The 12,927-nt window shown below is 69.8% G+C and carries 17 protein-coding genes; 12 read left to right on the top strand and 5 right to left on the bottom strand.

Features of this window, described 5'->3' with window-relative positions:
* Positions 1–144 precede the first annotated feature (144 nt).
* The 3 genes from rpsN to rpmF are packed head-to-tail and all read left to right on the top strand — an operon-like array spanning position 145 to position 762.
* The gene (gene rpsN, locus QM624_RS14420; protein WP_415092987.1) at positions 145–450 is read left to right on the top strand and encodes a 30S ribosomal protein S14; all 306 of its coding nucleotides are present in this window, start codon (positions 145–147) and stop codon (positions 448–450) included.
* A gap of 25 nt (positions 451–475) precedes the next feature.
* Positions 476–598, top strand: a complete 123-nt coding sequence (gene ykgO, locus QM624_RS14415) for a type B 50S ribosomal protein L36 (RefSeq protein ID WP_415092985.1) — start codon at positions 476–478, stop codon at positions 596–598.
* Positions 598–762: a 50S ribosomal protein L32 gene (rpmF, locus tag QM624_RS14410; RefSeq protein WP_415092983.1), complete on the top strand. Its 165-nt coding sequence runs from the start codon at positions 598–600 to the stop codon at positions 760–762. The genes ykgO and rpmF overlap by 1 nt, the downstream gene beginning before the upstream one ends.
* A gap of 13 nt (positions 763–775) precedes the next feature.
* Here rpmF and QM624_RS14405 read toward each other — a convergent pair whose 3' ends face one another.
* Together QM624_RS14405 and QM624_RS14400 are read right to left on the bottom strand one after the other, a co-directional pair.
* Entirely contained in the window at positions 776–1,588 is an 813-nt protein-coding gene (locus QM624_RS14405; protein WP_415092981.1) for an SURF1 family protein, read from the bottom strand.
* 1 nt (position 1,589) lies between these two features.
* On the bottom strand, positions 1,590–1,928 hold the full coding sequence (locus tag QM624_RS14400; protein WP_415092979.1) for a DUF3099 domain-containing protein: 339 nt from the start codon (positions 1,926–1,928) through the stop codon (positions 1,590–1,592).
* 121 nt (positions 1,929–2,049) lie between these two features.
* On the opposite strand from QM624_RS14400, the gene QM624_RS14395 reads away from it, so the two are divergent.
* From QM624_RS14395 to QM624_RS14370, 6 genes are all read left to right on the top strand, one after another.
* Positions 2,050–2,730 carry an SDR family oxidoreductase gene (locus QM624_RS14395; RefSeq protein ID WP_415092977.1) on the top strand — a complete coding sequence of 227 codons (681 nt, stop codon included), beginning with the start codon at positions 2,050–2,052 and terminating at the stop codon, positions 2,728–2,730.
* Between the two features lie 66 nt (positions 2,731–2,796).
* Positions 2,797–3,522, top strand: coding sequence for a 3-oxoacyl-ACP reductase FabG (fabG, locus tag QM624_RS14390; RefSeq protein WP_298131211.1), 726 nt, complete (start codon positions 2,797–2,799; stop codon positions 3,520–3,522).
* Between the two features lie 41 nt (positions 3,523–3,563).
* On the top strand, positions 3,564–4,334 hold the full coding sequence (gene fabI, locus QM624_RS14385) for an enoyl-ACP reductase FabI (RefSeq protein WP_298131209.1): 771 nt from the start codon (positions 3,564–3,566) through the stop codon (positions 4,332–4,334).
* Positions 4,335–4,398: 64 nt separating this feature from the next.
* A complete protein-coding gene (locus tag QM624_RS14380; protein ID WP_415092974.1) occupies positions 4,399–5,184 on the top strand; it encodes an ABC transporter ATP-binding protein in 786 nt (261 codons plus the stop codon).
* 7 nt (positions 5,185–5,191) lie between these two features.
* Entirely contained in the window at positions 5,192–5,644 is a 453-nt protein-coding gene (locus tag QM624_RS14375; RefSeq protein ID WP_415092972.1) for an NfeD family protein, read from the top strand.
* A 5-nt stretch (positions 5,645–5,649) separates the two neighbouring features.
* Positions 5,650–6,819 (top strand): SPFH domain-containing protein, encoded by a 1,170-nt coding sequence (locus tag QM624_RS14370; protein ID WP_415092970.1) that lies wholly within the window; start codon positions 5,650–5,652, stop codon positions 6,817–6,819.
* Between the two features lie 199 nt (positions 6,820–7,018).
* On the opposite strand, the gene QM624_RS14365 is transcribed toward QM624_RS14370, so the two are convergent.
* Positions 7,019–7,978 carry a bile acid:sodium symporter family protein gene (locus QM624_RS14365; protein ID WP_415092968.1) on the bottom strand — a complete coding sequence of 320 codons (960 nt, stop codon included), beginning with the start codon at positions 7,976–7,978 and terminating at the stop codon, positions 7,019–7,021.
* Between the two features lie 119 nt (positions 7,979–8,097).
* Between QM624_RS14365 and QM624_RS14360 the strand changes: the two genes are divergently transcribed.
* From QM624_RS14360 to QM624_RS14350, 3 genes are all read left to right on the top strand, one after another.
* Positions 8,098–8,913, top strand: a complete 816-nt coding sequence (locus QM624_RS14360) for a TrmH family RNA methyltransferase (RefSeq protein WP_415092966.1) — start codon at positions 8,098–8,100, stop codon at positions 8,911–8,913.
* Positions 8,914–9,057: 144 nt separating this feature from the next.
* Positions 9,058–9,951 (top strand): DinB family protein, encoded by an 894-nt coding sequence (locus tag QM624_RS14355; RefSeq protein WP_415092964.1) that lies wholly within the window; start codon positions 9,058–9,060, stop codon positions 9,949–9,951.
* A gap of 9 nt (positions 9,952–9,960) precedes the next feature.
* Complete coding sequence (locus tag QM624_RS14350) at positions 9,961–11,379, top strand: serine hydrolase domain-containing protein (protein WP_415092962.1); 1,419 nt, start codon at positions 9,961–9,963, stop codon at positions 11,377–11,379.
* 50 nt (positions 11,380–11,429) lie between these two features.
* Here QM624_RS14350 and QM624_RS14345 read toward each other — a convergent pair whose 3' ends face one another.
* Entirely contained in the window at positions 11,430–11,918 is a 489-nt protein-coding gene (locus tag QM624_RS14345) for a YbjN domain-containing protein (protein WP_415092960.1), read from the bottom strand.
* 133 nt (positions 11,919–12,051) lie between these two features.
* Positions 12,052–12,927, bottom strand: an 876-nt coding sequence (locus QM624_RS14340; RefSeq protein WP_415092958.1) for an MmgE/PrpD family protein, incomplete at its 5' end; no start/stop codon positions are given.

The raw sequence follows: 12,927 nt of genomic DNA, 5'->3' as shown, positions 1-12,927 counted from the left end.
GAGGAATAGCTACCCACCGATCTCCATTTGACGAGAACGATTCTCAGTATCTATCGTGGTTTGGCGGCCCGACGGGCGCCGGGGTCGGAACGGCGTGCCGGCGGCGGGCCGCACCATCCGTCCCCCTGCGAGGAGTTTCACCCGATGGCCAAGAAGAGCAAGATCGCCAAGGACGCCCAGCGCCGGCGGATCGTCGCCCGCTACGCGGAACGTCGCGCCGACCTCAAGCGGCGCAGCGTCGACTTCTCGCTGCCCGACGCGGAGCGCGAAGCGGCGATGGCCGCCCTGCATGCGCTGCCGCGCGACGCCAGCCCCGTCCGGCTGCGCAATCGCGACGCGATCGACGGACGTCCGCGCGGCCACCTGCGCCAGTTCGGGCTGTCCCGGATCCGGCTGCGCGAACTCGCCCATCGCGGTGAACTGCCCGGCGTCACCAAGTCGAGCTGGTGACCGAACCAAGAGCGGGAGGAATCCGATGAAGGTCCGTGCTTCGCTTCGCGCGCTGAAGCTGAAGGAGGGCTCCATGGTGGTGCGCCGCCGAGGAAAGACCTATGTGATCAACAAGCGCAATCCGCGCTGGAAGGCGAGGCAGGGCTGATGGCCGTCCCCAAGCGCAAGAAGTCCCGCAGCCGGACCCGCTCGCGTCGGGCTCAGTGGAAGGCGGAGGCGGTCGACCTGGTGCCGATCCGTGTGGAAGGCGCGACGGTCAAGGTGCCGCGCCGGCTCGTACGCGCCGTCCAGCGTGGGCTGATTCAGCCCTGAGCAGGCGGCCTGTTCAGGCGTCTGTGCGGGTGGCGTCCGGTGTCGGCGCCGGCGTGGACGCCGCAGCCTTGGCTGCCCGGCGCCGATCGCGCAGATCGGAGCGGATCAGCACCACCAACCCGACGCCGGCGATGATCGCGAACGAGAACCACTGCAGCGCGTAGGAGAAGTGGTTGCCCTCGGTGAGCTCCGGCGGGTCGACCGGCACCAGGCCGTCAGTGGCCGGCGGGGTCAGCTCGGTGGCGCCGATGTAGCCGTTGACCAGGGGGTAGGGCAGCGTGCTGGCGACCGCGTCGGAGTTGATCAGCCGCATCTGGCCGTCCGCCGGCGTGATCGCCTCGGTGTTGCCCTGCTCGTTGCGCCGGACGTAACCCACCACGGCCACCTCGCCGGCAGGTGGCGGGGGCGCGACCCGCGGGAAATCCTGGTTGGCCGGACGCGCCGCGAAACCGCGGCTGATCAGCACATTGCCGTCCGGCGTGCGCAGGGGGGTGACGATCTCCCAGCCGGTCTGGTTGTCGTTGGAGCGGTAGCGGACGACGTAGGAATGCTCGGCGTCGAAGGTGCCCCGCACCTGCACCCGCTGCCACTGATCGGCATCGGTGATCGGGTGGTTGAAGATCGTCCGCCAGTCGACGATCGGGGCATTCTCATGTGCCACGACCACGCCGTTGTTGTCCCGCCGTTGCTGCAGCCGGTCGAGCTGCCAGCGGCCGAGGTTGACGAAGGCCACCGCGAGGCAGACCACCGCGATGCCCATCACCACCCAGCGCAGCCACAGCCGTCGACCTTGGGGGGCCTGGCCCATCGTGCCCAGCTTCGGCACGTCAGCGGTCCTCCGCCGGGTCGTCCTCGACCGAGCCGGGCACCACGGTGTCCGGGGCCAGTTCTTTGAGTTCGGCCGGGGCGTCGTCGGCGACATCGGGGGTGCGGCGCAGATCGACGGCGTTGGCCAGCGCCACCGCGATGGGCGGAATCACCGCCGCGCCGACGAACAGCACCCAATTCCACGGAGTGGGCGACAGCACCCCGCCCAGGAAGCAGGCGACGCGCAGCGCCATCGTCCACAGGTAGCGCTTGTTGCGCTCATTGGCGTCCAGCGAACGGGCGGGACGGGCACTGGTGATGAGGGCCGGCCGGCCCTGTGCGTGTGCCCGAGTATTCACCCGGCCACTCTAGTCCGGACGGCCCGCCCCGGACCGCCTCGGTCGGCATGCCGGTCGCTGCGTGGTCACCCGCCCGCGCCGCGACGACATGCTGGTGGAAAGTTCACTAATCTCCGGCTGCATGGAACGTCGAACCGCTCTGATCACCGGCGCGACCCGCGGACTGGGGCTCGCCATCGCCGAGGCGCTCGCCGCTGACTACGACCTGCTCATCGGTGGACGCGACCCCGCCACCACGCAGCAGATTGCGGACGGCTTCGGCTCGGCGCGTCCGTTCGCCTGCGACCTGTCCGACCCGGCCGCCACCGAGCAGGCCGTCGCACAGCTCGACTCGGTGGACATCGTCGTCCACTCGGCCGGCGTCACCAACCGTGACCGGGTCGAGGACCTGACGGCGCAGGAGTGGTTCCGGGTCCTCAACGTGAACCTGGTCGGCGTGGCGGAACTCACCCGGCTGTTGTTGCCGCGGCTGCGGGCGAACCGTGGTCATGTGATCACGATCAACGGCGGCCTCGGTCTGCATTCGGGCGCGGGCTGGGCGGTGTATGCGGCATCCAAATTCGGGCTGCGGGCGTTCACCGACGCCCTGCGCGAAGAGGAGCGCGGCGCGATCAAGGTGACCTCCATCCATCCCGGCCGGATCGACACCGAGATGCAGCGGCAGATCTACCAGGCGGACGGACGCGCGTACGACCCGTCCGATCACCTCGCCCCGGTCTCGGTCGCGAGAGCCGTCAAGTACGCGTTGGAGGCCGGCGACGAGGCGATGGTCGAGATGCTGCAGATCCGCCCGCTCGGCTGACAGATCGGCCCCGGCGACAGCGGGTCGGGGCGGCGCCGTCCGGACGCCTGCACTAGGTTGTCCACCGTGACGGATACGGAACGCGTGGACGGCCGCAGCGCCGTCGTCACCGGCGGGAACAAGGGCATCGGCGCCGCCATCGTCGCCGCGCTGCTGGAACAGGGTCACCGGGTGGCCAGCTTCTCCCGGGGCGGGGACGCCCCCGAGGGCGCGCTCGGCATCGCCTGCGACGTGACCGACCCCGCCCAGGTCGACGCCGCGTTCAAGCAGGCCGAGGAGGCCCACGGCCCGACCGAGATCCTGGTGGCCAACTCCGGGGTGACCCGCGACACCCTGGTGCTGCGGATGAGCGAGGACGACTTCGACCTGGTGCTGGAGACCAACCTCAAGGGCGCCTTCCGCTGCGCCAAGCGGGCCAGCCGTTCCATGCTGCGCCGGCGCTGGGGCCGGATCATCTTCACCGGCTCGGTGGTCGGCCTGTACGGCTCGCCCGGCCAGGTGAACTATTCGGCGTCCAAGGCGGCGCTGGTCGGGGTGGCGCGCTCGTTGACCCGCGAGATCGGCGCCCGCGGCATCACCGCGAACGTGGTCGCGCCCGGCTTCATCGAGACCGACATGACCGCCACGCTGCCCGACGACGTGGTGGCCGGCTACAAGGCGTCCATTCCGGCGGCCCGGCTGGGCGCCACCAGTGAGGTGGCCGCCACGGTCGCCTTCCTGGCCAGTGAGGGCGCCGGCTACATCTCCGGCGCGGTGATCCCGGTCGACGGCGGCCTGGGCATGGGCCACTGAGCACCAGCACCGCGCATCAGGCACTGAGGAAGGAAACGGAATTGGGAATCCTGGAAGGCAAGAACATCCTGGTCGCGGGCGTGACCATGAACACCTCGATCGCTTATCGAGTGGCCGAGATCGCGCAGCGTGAGGGCGCCACCGTCCTGGTGTCGAACTTCGGCCGGGCACTCAGCCTCACCCGGCGGATCATCAAGCGACTCGACCCCGAGCCGCCGCTGCTCGAGTTGGACGTCACCAACGAGGAGCACCTGGCCGGCCTGGCCGATCAGGTCCGCCAGCATGTCGATCATCTGGACGGCGTGGTGCATTCGATCGCCTTCGCCAACCCCGAGACCGCGCTGGGCGGCAAATTCCTCACCACGCCCGCCGAGGACGTGAAGACGGCGATCCATGTGTCGGCGTATTCGCTGGCCAGCCTGACCATGGCCTGCAAGCCGCTGATGAGCAGCGGCGGTTCGGTGGTCGGCATGACCTTCGACGCCCGGCAGTCCTGGCCGACCTACGACTGGATGGGTGTGGCCAAGTCGGCGCTGGAGAGCACGTCGCGCTACCTGGCCCGTTACCTGGGACCGGACGGCATCCGCTGCAACGTGGTCGCAGCCGGCCCGCTGTCGACGATCGCCAAGAAGGCCATTCCCGGCGCCGACACCTTCGACGAGATCTGGGCCGAGCGGGCTCCGCTGGGCTGGGATCCGAAGGACCTCGACCCGACCGCCCGCGCCGTAGTGGCGCTGCTGTCGGACTGGTTCCCGGCCACCACCGGCGAGATGGTGCACGTGGACGGCGGACTGCACTCGACCGGCGCCTGAGTCAGGGCCGGGACGCCGCGCGTCCCGGCTCATCGCGCCGCCGTCAGCCGGTAGGTTGGCACCCATGGCGGCTGTTGTTGAGTTGACCGACGTGTCGATCGTGCGTGGCGAGGCCATCCTGCTCGACCGGGTGAACTGGCGGATCGAAGAATCCGAGCGTTGGGTGATCATCGGTCCGAACGGGGCCGGCAAAACCACGATGCTGCAGATCCTGGCCGCCCAGCTGCACCCGTCGTCCGGGACGGCCGAGATTCTCGGCGAGCGCCTGGGACGGGTGGACGTCTTCGAGTTGCGTCCCCGGATCGGTGTCGCCTCGGCCGCGCTGGCCGACCGGATCCCGCGCCACGAACGGGTCGCCGACGTGGTGGTGTCCGCCGCGTACGCGGTGATGGGCCGCTGGCGCGAGAGCTACGAGCAGGCCGACTTCGAACGTGCCGTGTCGCTGATGGCGCAGCTGCATGTCGGGCATCTCGCGTACCGCACCTTCGGCACGCTCAGCGAGGGCGAGCGCAAGCGGGTGCAGATCGCCCGGGCCCTGATGACCGATCCGGAGTTGCTGCTGCTCGACGAACCGGCCGCCGGTCTCGACCTGGCCGGACGCGAGGGCCTGGTCAGCACCCTCAGTGAACTCTGTGCCGACGAGTTCGCGCCGGCCACCGTGCTGGTCACCCATCACGTCGAGGAGATCCCGACCGGGATCACCCACGCCCTGCTGCTGAAAAAGGGCGCGATCCTGGCCGCCGGGCCGGTCGACGAGGTGCTGACCGACGAGCGGCTCAGCGAGACTTTCGACTTCGCCCTTGAAGTCACCCATACGAACGGACGATGGAGCGCCCGCGCCCGGGCATGATGGATGCATGTGGGAGTGGCTGAGTGACAACTGGTGGGCGGCCTGGCTGGTCGCCGCCGCATTGTTGGCGCTCACCGAATCGCTCACACTCGATTTCACCCTGCTGATGCTGGCCGCCGGCGCCCTTGCCGGCGCGGGGGTCGCACTGCTCTTCCCGGGCATGATCCTGGTTCAGGTGATCGTGGCGGTCGCGGTGGCGTTCGCGCTGCTCTTCCTGCTGCGGCCCACGCTGCTCGAGAAGGTGCGCTCCGCGCCCGGCTACCGCTCGGCGTTGCAGCGCATGGTCGGCAGCACCGGCCAGGCGACGACCGCGATCACCGGCAATTCCGGCGAGGTCAAGGTGAACGGCGAAGTGTGGCGGGCCCGCAGTTTCGGAGATGTCGAGATCGAGGCCGGTGCCTCGGTGGAGGTCTTCGAGGTCGACGGGATCACCGTCGTTGTCTACCCCAAGGAGCCGTGACAGGCATGGAATTCATCGCCCCCATCGTCATCCTGGTGCTGGCGGTCGCATTGCTGACCCAAGCCCTGAAGGTGGTCCGGCAGCAACAGGTGGGGATCGTCGAGCGGCTGGGCAAGTTCCGCCGCACCCTCGATCCCGGTCCGCACCTGCTGGTGCCGCTGATCGACAACGTCCGCTACACGATGGACATGCGTGAGGCGGTCGTCCCGTTCCCGCCCCAGGGCGTGATCACCGAGGACAACCTGATGGTGAGCATCGACTCGGTGATCTACTTCCAGGTCGTCGACCCGGTCCGGGCCGCCTACGAGGCCCAGAACTACATTCAGGCCATCGAGCAGCTCACCATGACCACGCTGCGCAACATCATCGGCGGGCTCGACCTGGAGCAGACGCTGACCTCGCGCGAAGAGATCAACGCCAAGCTGCGCGCCGTCCTTGATGAGGCCACCGGCAAGTGGGGCATCAAGGTCAACCGGGTCGAGCTGCGCTCGATCGAACCGCCGGCCACCATCCGCGACGCGATGGAGAAGGGCGCCCGGGCCGAGCGCGACAAGCGCGCCGCGATCCTGCTGGCCGAGGGCCAGCGGCAGTCCCAGATCCTGTCGGCGTCCGGTGACCGGGAGGCGTCCATCCTCCGCGCGCAGGGCGAGCGGGAGTCGGCGGTGCTGCGGGCGCAGGCCGACCGGCAGGCGCAGATGCTGCGGGCCGAGGGCGAGGCGCAGGCGATCACCACGGTGTTCGGCGCGATCCATGCCGGCAAGCCCGACCAGTCGCTGCTGGCCTACCAGTACCTGCAGATGCTGCCGAACCTGGCCAAGGGCGACGCCAACAAGGTGTGGGTGGTGCCGTCCGAACTCAACGATGCGCTGAAGGGCCTCGGACGGGCGGCCGGCAACATGCTGTCCGGCTACGGCGAGGCTGAGGCCGGTGAGTTCGAAGCGCCGGAGAAGATCGACGTGTTCGCCGAGATCGCCCAGCAGAAGGTCGAGGCCGAGGGCGAAGCCGGACGTGCCGTCGAGCAGGCGATCGCCGAGGCGCAGCAGATGGAGAACAGCCGCGCCGCGCGCCGGGCCAGCATCAACACCCCGCCGGCCGAGCTGAACCCGGGGACCCCGGACGTCGCCGCGTCCGCGCCGCAGGAAGTCCCCGAACCGCAGGCCGAACCGGAGCAGTAGGCCCGACCTCTCGCCGACAAAGGGTTTCGACAAGCTCAACCAGCGGTGGTGCTGACCGCCGCTGGTCGAGCTTATCGAGGCCCTTCTGGCTACTTCGCACATCCGGGGACGGTTCTTTCACGTTCGAAAATCGCACGTGAAAGAACCGTCCCCCGATGTTCGTTGGTCGAGCTTGTCGAGACCGCTCAGTGCGGGGGGCCTAGTCGAGCTGCTTGGCGTAGCGGGCGGCCAGCGATCCGCAGGCCATCAACTGGGCCTGGTGGAACAGCATCAGCGGCAACACCAGCAGGCCGATCGGCGAACCCGCGAACAGCACGTTCGCCATCGGCAGGCCGGTGGCCAGGGACTTCTTGGTGCCGCAGAACTGGATGGCGATGACGTCCGCGCGGTTGAAGCCGAGCCGCTGCGCGAGCCAACGGCTGAACCAGAGCATCGCCGCGAGCAGCACCAGGCAGACGGCGAGCAGGGTGATCAGGTCGGTGGCGTTGACCTGCTGCCACATGTGCTCGCGCATGCCGGCCGAGAACGCGGAATAGACCACCAGCACCACCACACCCTGGTCGAACAGCTTCAGCCGCGGGTGAGCGGCGACCCAGTCCGCCGTCCAGCGCCGGGACAGCTGGCCGAGCACGAACGGCACCAGCAACTGCCCGATGATGTCGAGAATCGATGACGGGTCGATCGTGATGCCGCCCGAGGTGGTCATCAGCGCCCAGCACAGCAGCGGGGTCAGGAACACTCCGAGCATGTTGGACGCGGACGCGCTGACGATCGCGCCGGCAACGTTTCCCTTCGCGATCGAGGTGAAGTTGATCGAGCTCTGCACCGTGGAGGGCAGCAGCGTCAGATAGAGGACGCCGGCGTACAGCGCGGGACTGAGCGGCCATGGCGACAGCACCTGCAGTGCCCAGCCGATCAGCGGGAACAGCAGATAGGTCAGCGACAGGATGGTCAGGTGCAGCCGCCAGTGGGTCAGGCCCGCGAGCGCCTGCTCGGGCTTGAGCCGGACGCCGTAGACGAAGAACAGCACAGCGACCGCGACCTTGGTCGCCCAGTCCACGACGGTGACTGCGGCACCCTGAGCGGGCAGCACGCTGGCGATCAGCGCGGCACCGACGATGGCCAGCAGGAACCGATCGATCCGCTTCAGCCAGCCCATGATGAAAACCCTAGTGCCTGGCGCACCGCCGAATGGTTCATGGGCGAAGGCGCAGTGCCGGCAACCAGACGACGGCATCACTGCCCGCACGCCCACCGGCGTACGTGCGGCGGTCAGGGATGCGTCAGACTGTGGCGGTGCCCGATCCGATCGACATCGACGACCCGAACGATCCCCGGCTGGCCGACTATGTGGCGCTGCGGGATTCGTCGTTGCGCCGTCACCTGGAGAGTGAGCAGGGGCTGTTCATCGCCGAGGGCGAGAAGGTGATCCGGCGGGCGCTCGAGGCCGGGTATCGGCCGCGGTCGTTCATGCTGGCGGATCGCTGGTTGCCCTCGCTGCGGGACGTGATCGGCGACGCTCCCGTCTACCGGGTGAGCGAGCAGACCGCCGAACTGGTCAGCGGCTTCCACGTCCACCGGGGCGCGCTGGCGTCGCTGCACCGGGAGACCCGGCACACCATGGCCGACCTGCTCACCGCCCGGCGGCTGATGGTCTGTGAGGACATCGTCGACCACACCAATGTGGGCGCCATTCTGCGCAACGCCGCCGGTCTGGGCTGGGACGGGGTGCTGCTCGCCCCGCGCTGCGCCGATCCGCTGTACCGGCGGGCGATCAAGACCTCGATGGGTGCGGTGTTCTCGCTGCCCTGGGCCAGGGTCGACGACTGGGGGAGCGCGGTGCCGGCGCTGCAGGCGTCCGGCTTCACCGTGATCGCGCTGGCGCTCAGCGACGACGCCGTCGAACTGGACGCCGCCGCCGCGGCACTGCCCTCGGACGCCCGGGTCGCGGTGCTGCTCGGAACCGAGGGTGCCGGATTGTCCGCACGCTGGGTCGAGCAGGCGGACGTGGTGGCGACGATCCCGATGCGCGCCGGCATCGACTCGCTCAACGTCGCAGCCGCCAGCGCCATCGCCGGCTACGTGCTGCGCTGACGTCCCCCGGGCCCCACGGGCCAGCCCGACGTTGCCCCACTTTCAGGTCATTGCACCGGTTCAAACAGGGGCAATGACGCCAAAGGGGTGCGACGTCGGCCAGCGGTGACCGGTCGGACGGCGGGGCCCGAGTACGGTCGGGCCATGACGTGGAGTGCTGACCTGGTCGACCAGCTGGACTTCTACTGGAACGTGCATTTCCGGCCGCGGCTGGCCGGTCTCACCGACGAGGAGTACCTGTGGGAGCCGGTGCCGGGCATGTGGAGTGTCCGCCCGGACCCCGCCGGCCGGGTGCGGGTCGACTTCCTGGCGCCCGAGCCGCCGATACCGCCGGTGACGACGATCGCCTGGCGGCTCGATCACGTCACCCGCGAGGTGCTCGGCAAACGGGCCCGGGCGCTGTTCGGCGGCTCACCGGCCGGGGACGCCGACGACATCGACATGTACGACGACCGGCACTGGCCCGAACCGGTTCCCGGCACCGCGGCGGATGCGCTGACCGACCTCGATCTCGCCTATGGACTATGGCGCGACGGTGTGACTGCCCGTGACGATGCCGCCATGGGGCGGCCGCTGGGACCCCGCGGGGCTGCGTACGCCACCGACTCACTGGCACAGCTCGTGCTGCACATCAACCGCGAGGTGATGGCGCACGGCGCCGAGATCTGCCTGCTGCGCGACCTCTACTGGGCCGATCAGCAGGTACGTGATCCGCTGGTCGCCGCCGCCCTGCGTGGGGATGCCGAGGCGGTGCGAAGCTTCGATGTGAGCGCAGCGCGTCCGACACTGGCTGCCGAGGCGGCCGGGTTGCGGCACTGGGAGGCGGTCCGGGCGCTCGTCGAGGGCGGTGCGCCGATCGAGGGGGCGCTGCACTACGCGGCAGGAGCCGGGGCCCGCGAGATTGCCGAGTGGCTGGTCGAGCACGGCGCCGACGTGGACGCCGTCGACGACCGGTTCGGGCTGACCCCGGCCGGCTGGGCCGGCTACTTCGGTCACTCCGAGCTGGCCGCCTGGCTCAAGGACAAGCAGCGACACTAGGTTGGCGGCATGACGATGCCACGCAGCACGCCCGCGTCCGAAGGTGTCGACGGACGGCGTCTGCTCGGCCTGCTGGACGCCATGGAGACCGACGGTCACGGCTTCCACTCGCTGATGATCGCTCGGCACGGACGGGTGATCGCCGAGGGCTGGTGGGCGCCGTACGCCCGGGACCGGATGCATCTGGGCTATTCGCTGACCAAGAGCTTCACCGCGACGGTGCTGGGTGACCTGGTCGGCCGCGGGCTGATCGACCTGGACGCGCCGGTGCTGTCGTATCTCGGGGCGTGGGAGTCCGCCTCGCCGAAATGGCGGCGAGTCACCGTCCGGCACTGCATCACGATGACCGTGGGTCACACCGCCGACGCCTGGGAGTGGCGCGGCGATGCGACACCGGCGGTGCCGGCCACCGACGGCGACCCGCTGCTGGCGCTCATCCTGGCTCGCGACCCGGACGGCGAACCCGGCGAGGTGTGGGCCTACAACCAGGTGGCCACCTACCTGGTCGCCCAGGCGATCGCCGCGGCCAGCGGTGAACCGCTGTCGACACACCTGCGGCGGCTGCTGCTCGACCCGTTCGGCGGCGGCGCCGCGGCCGTCCAGCGCACCCCGCAGGGACGCGACCTGGGGTTCAGCGGGCTGCAGCTGACCACACCGACGATCCTGGCGTTGGCGCAGACCTGGCTGGACGGCGGCGTCTGGCAGGGAACCCGGCTGGTGTCCGCCGACTACGCGCAATGGGCGCCGCAGCCCACCCCGGCGTCGCTGACAGCCGAGGGTGACGGCGACTGGGGGTGCGGCTACGGCGGTTCGTTCTGGGGTGCCCGGCACGGGTATCGCGGCGACGGTGCCTTCGGCCAGTTCGCAGTGGTGCTGCCCGAGCAGAACGTGGCGGTCGCAATCACCTCCGAGGTGGAAGTGATGCAGGACGTGCTCGACCGACTCTGGGAGCATCTGCTGCCGGCGATCGACGGCGAACCGGACGCGCACGCCGACGAGCAACTGGCCCACCGGCTGGCGGAACTGGCGCATCGGCCCTTGTCGGGGCCGGAGCGTCGAGAACCGGTGCGAGCCGTCCGGGACGAGTCGTCCCAACTGCCCCCGAGCTACCGGGCGGTGCACCTGACGGACACCCCGGGCGGCCATCACCTGCTGACCATCGACCACCCCGGCGGCGAGTTGGTCACCGTGGTGGGCGACGGTCAGTGGCTGGAGTCACGCTGGGCGACCCCGTCCGGCCCGGAACTCGCGATCATGGCGAGCGGTGCGTGGCAACACGGGGTCTTCCGCGCGCAGCTGCGGCTGGTCGAGACCCCGCACATGATCCTGTTGGAACTCGACCCGGAGGCGGGCACCGTCCGGATGGACTGGCGGTTGGTGACTCTCAGTGGGGCCGATCCGCTGGCCCTGGCGGCCTTTCCGATCTGAGCGGGTCTCGACAAGCTCGACCAGAGGGCGGCAGGTCCGACCGACAAGCCCTACTCTTCCCCGGCGTTGAACCAGTCCTTCGACTCGGGGAACTGCTCGGTCAGGTACTCGTACATCTGGCCGGAGGTGCCGACCATGCAGCGCACCTGCTGGCGCAGGAAGTCGTCGTTCACCCCGGTCTCGATGTCGATCACCAGGTCGCCGAAGACACCGAGGTGCTCCTCGCCGCGCACCACGCTCGCCTTGGGCCAGAAGTGGTCGCGGTTCCAGCTGTTCACCGCCTCCAGCACGAAGTCGTAGGCGGTGACCGGGGGACGGACGTCCCACATCGAGCGCATCGCCATCAGATCGTTGTTGTTGCCCTCGACCAGGAACCACAGCCGCATGGTCTCCCAGTCGGCGAACCGGTCGCCGTCGTCGTCCTGGCCGAATTTGATCTCCAGGCTGTTCAGCACGGCGTCCCAGCGTTCCCGGTTGAACGGTTGCGGCCCCTGCGGTTCGTTCGGCGGCTGGGTGGGACCCCAGTTGAACATGGTCATCGGCTGTCCTTTCGAGTGGCCTGCGCCGGTTCGTAGCCTCCACCCAACCAGGCTCGGGTGGGCATCACAAACCCTACGTGCTGAACTGGATCGACCGGCCAGGATGGGTCTCGCCAAGCTCGACCAACGGTGGTCAGGATTGCGAGGGCCGAAGCGTACGCAGCACGTCCACGGTCGCCGACCACGGCCGGTTCGCCGCCTGAGCGACGGACGCCTGCAGCACCTCGGCGTCCGAACCCGCGGCCGCCCGGCGTTTGAGCGACCGGGCCCGGTCGTCGAGCGGACGGCCCGGGGAGCCCAGCGGCACGATCACCGTCGCGGACGCGGTCTCGCCATCGGGGTAGTGGACGACGACCTCGGTCCACCGATCACGGCCCGCCGACGGCGGCGACGCCGGCACCTCCTCGCGAACCACCTGCTGGGCCAGCGCGACGGCGTCCGGACGGGCCGGCCCGGTGCCGAGGGTGCTCAGGTCGAGCGGGGCGTCGAGCAGGGTCAACGCCACCAGGTACTCCAGGCTGAACCGGCCCTGCTCGCCGGTCGCCGGCACCCGGTGGATGAGTGCCATATCGGCCCCCGGACGCAGCCGGACCACCACCCGCTCGGGGACTCCGCGGCCGGGACTGACAAGCCGCCGGGCCGCCTGCACCGGAGCCATCGCCGCCGAGCAGTACGGCCCATCCTTGACCCACAGGCCGTCGGTCAGCAGCGACCATGACTCGCCGAAGCCGTCCAGCAGAATGGCGCCGGCGGTATCGCGGTCGGCGCGGTGCACCGCCAGCCAGCCGGCCGGTCCGGCCAACACATCGGACGCGGCGCTCAACCCGGCAGTTGCCCAGCGGACGGCGTCCACCGCGCTGCGAGCCGCCAGGCCGGCGGCCAGCGGCTTGGCCTCGGTGCCGAACTGGACGCGCAATGCGGCCGACGACTGGGCCGCGATCGCCATGGCCCGGGCCGTGGTAGGCGCGTCCGCCCTTGCCAGCCGGGCACCGGCCAGGGCAGCGGCCAG

Source organism: Micropruina sp. (assembly GCF_047606365.1).
GTDB lineage: Bacteria > Actinomycetota > Actinomycetes > Propionibacteriales > Propionibacteriaceae > Micropruina.
The sequence above is the reverse complement of the archived record's forward strand: the minus strand, read 5'-3'. Positions and strand labels throughout refer to the sequence as shown.

Excerpts from the sequence above, each read along its gene's own strand:
- QM624_RS14355 (WP_415092964.1), top strand. The coding sequence starts at position 9,058 with ATGACGTGGAGTGCTGACCTGGTCGACCAGCTGGACTTCTACTGGAAC.
- rpmF (WP_415092983.1), top strand. The coding sequence starts at position 598 with ATGGCCGTCCCCAAGCGCAAGAAGTCCCGCAGCCGGACCCGCTCGCGT.
- QM624_RS14360 (WP_415092966.1), top strand. The coding sequence starts at position 8,098 with ATGCGTCAGACTGTGGCGGTGCCCGATCCGATCGACATCGACGACCCG.
- QM624_RS14370 (WP_415092970.1), top strand. The coding sequence starts at position 5,650 with ATGGAATTCATCGCCCCCATCGTCATCCTGGTGCTGGCGGTCGCATTG.
- QM624_RS14380 (WP_415092974.1), top strand. The coding sequence starts at position 4,399 with ATGGCGGCTGTTGTTGAGTTGACCGACGTGTCGATCGTGCGTGGCGAG.
- QM624_RS14395 (WP_415092977.1), top strand. The coding sequence starts at position 2,050 with ATGGAACGTCGAACCGCTCTGATCACCGGCGCGACCCGCGGACTGGGG.
- QM624_RS14365 (WP_415092968.1), bottom strand. The coding sequence starts at position 7,978 with ATGGGCTGGCTGAAGCGGATCGATCGGTTCCTGCTGGCCATCGTCGGT.
- QM624_RS14350 (WP_415092962.1), top strand. The coding sequence starts at position 9,961 with ATGACGATGCCACGCAGCACGCCCGCGTCCGAAGGTGTCGACGGACGG.
- QM624_RS14345 (WP_415092960.1), bottom strand. The coding sequence starts at position 11,918 with ATGACCATGTTCAACTGGGGTCCCACCCAGCCGCCGAACGAACCGCAG.
- rpsN (WP_415092987.1), top strand. The coding sequence starts at position 145 with ATGGCCAAGAAGAGCAAGATCGCCAAGGACGCCCAGCGCCGGCGGATC.
- ykgO (WP_415092985.1), top strand. The coding sequence starts at position 476 with ATGAAGGTCCGTGCTTCGCTTCGCGCGCTGAAGCTGAAGGAGGGCTCC.
- QM624_RS14375 (WP_415092972.1), top strand. The coding sequence starts at position 5,192 with ATGTGGGAGTGGCTGAGTGACAACTGGTGGGCGGCCTGGCTGGTCGCC.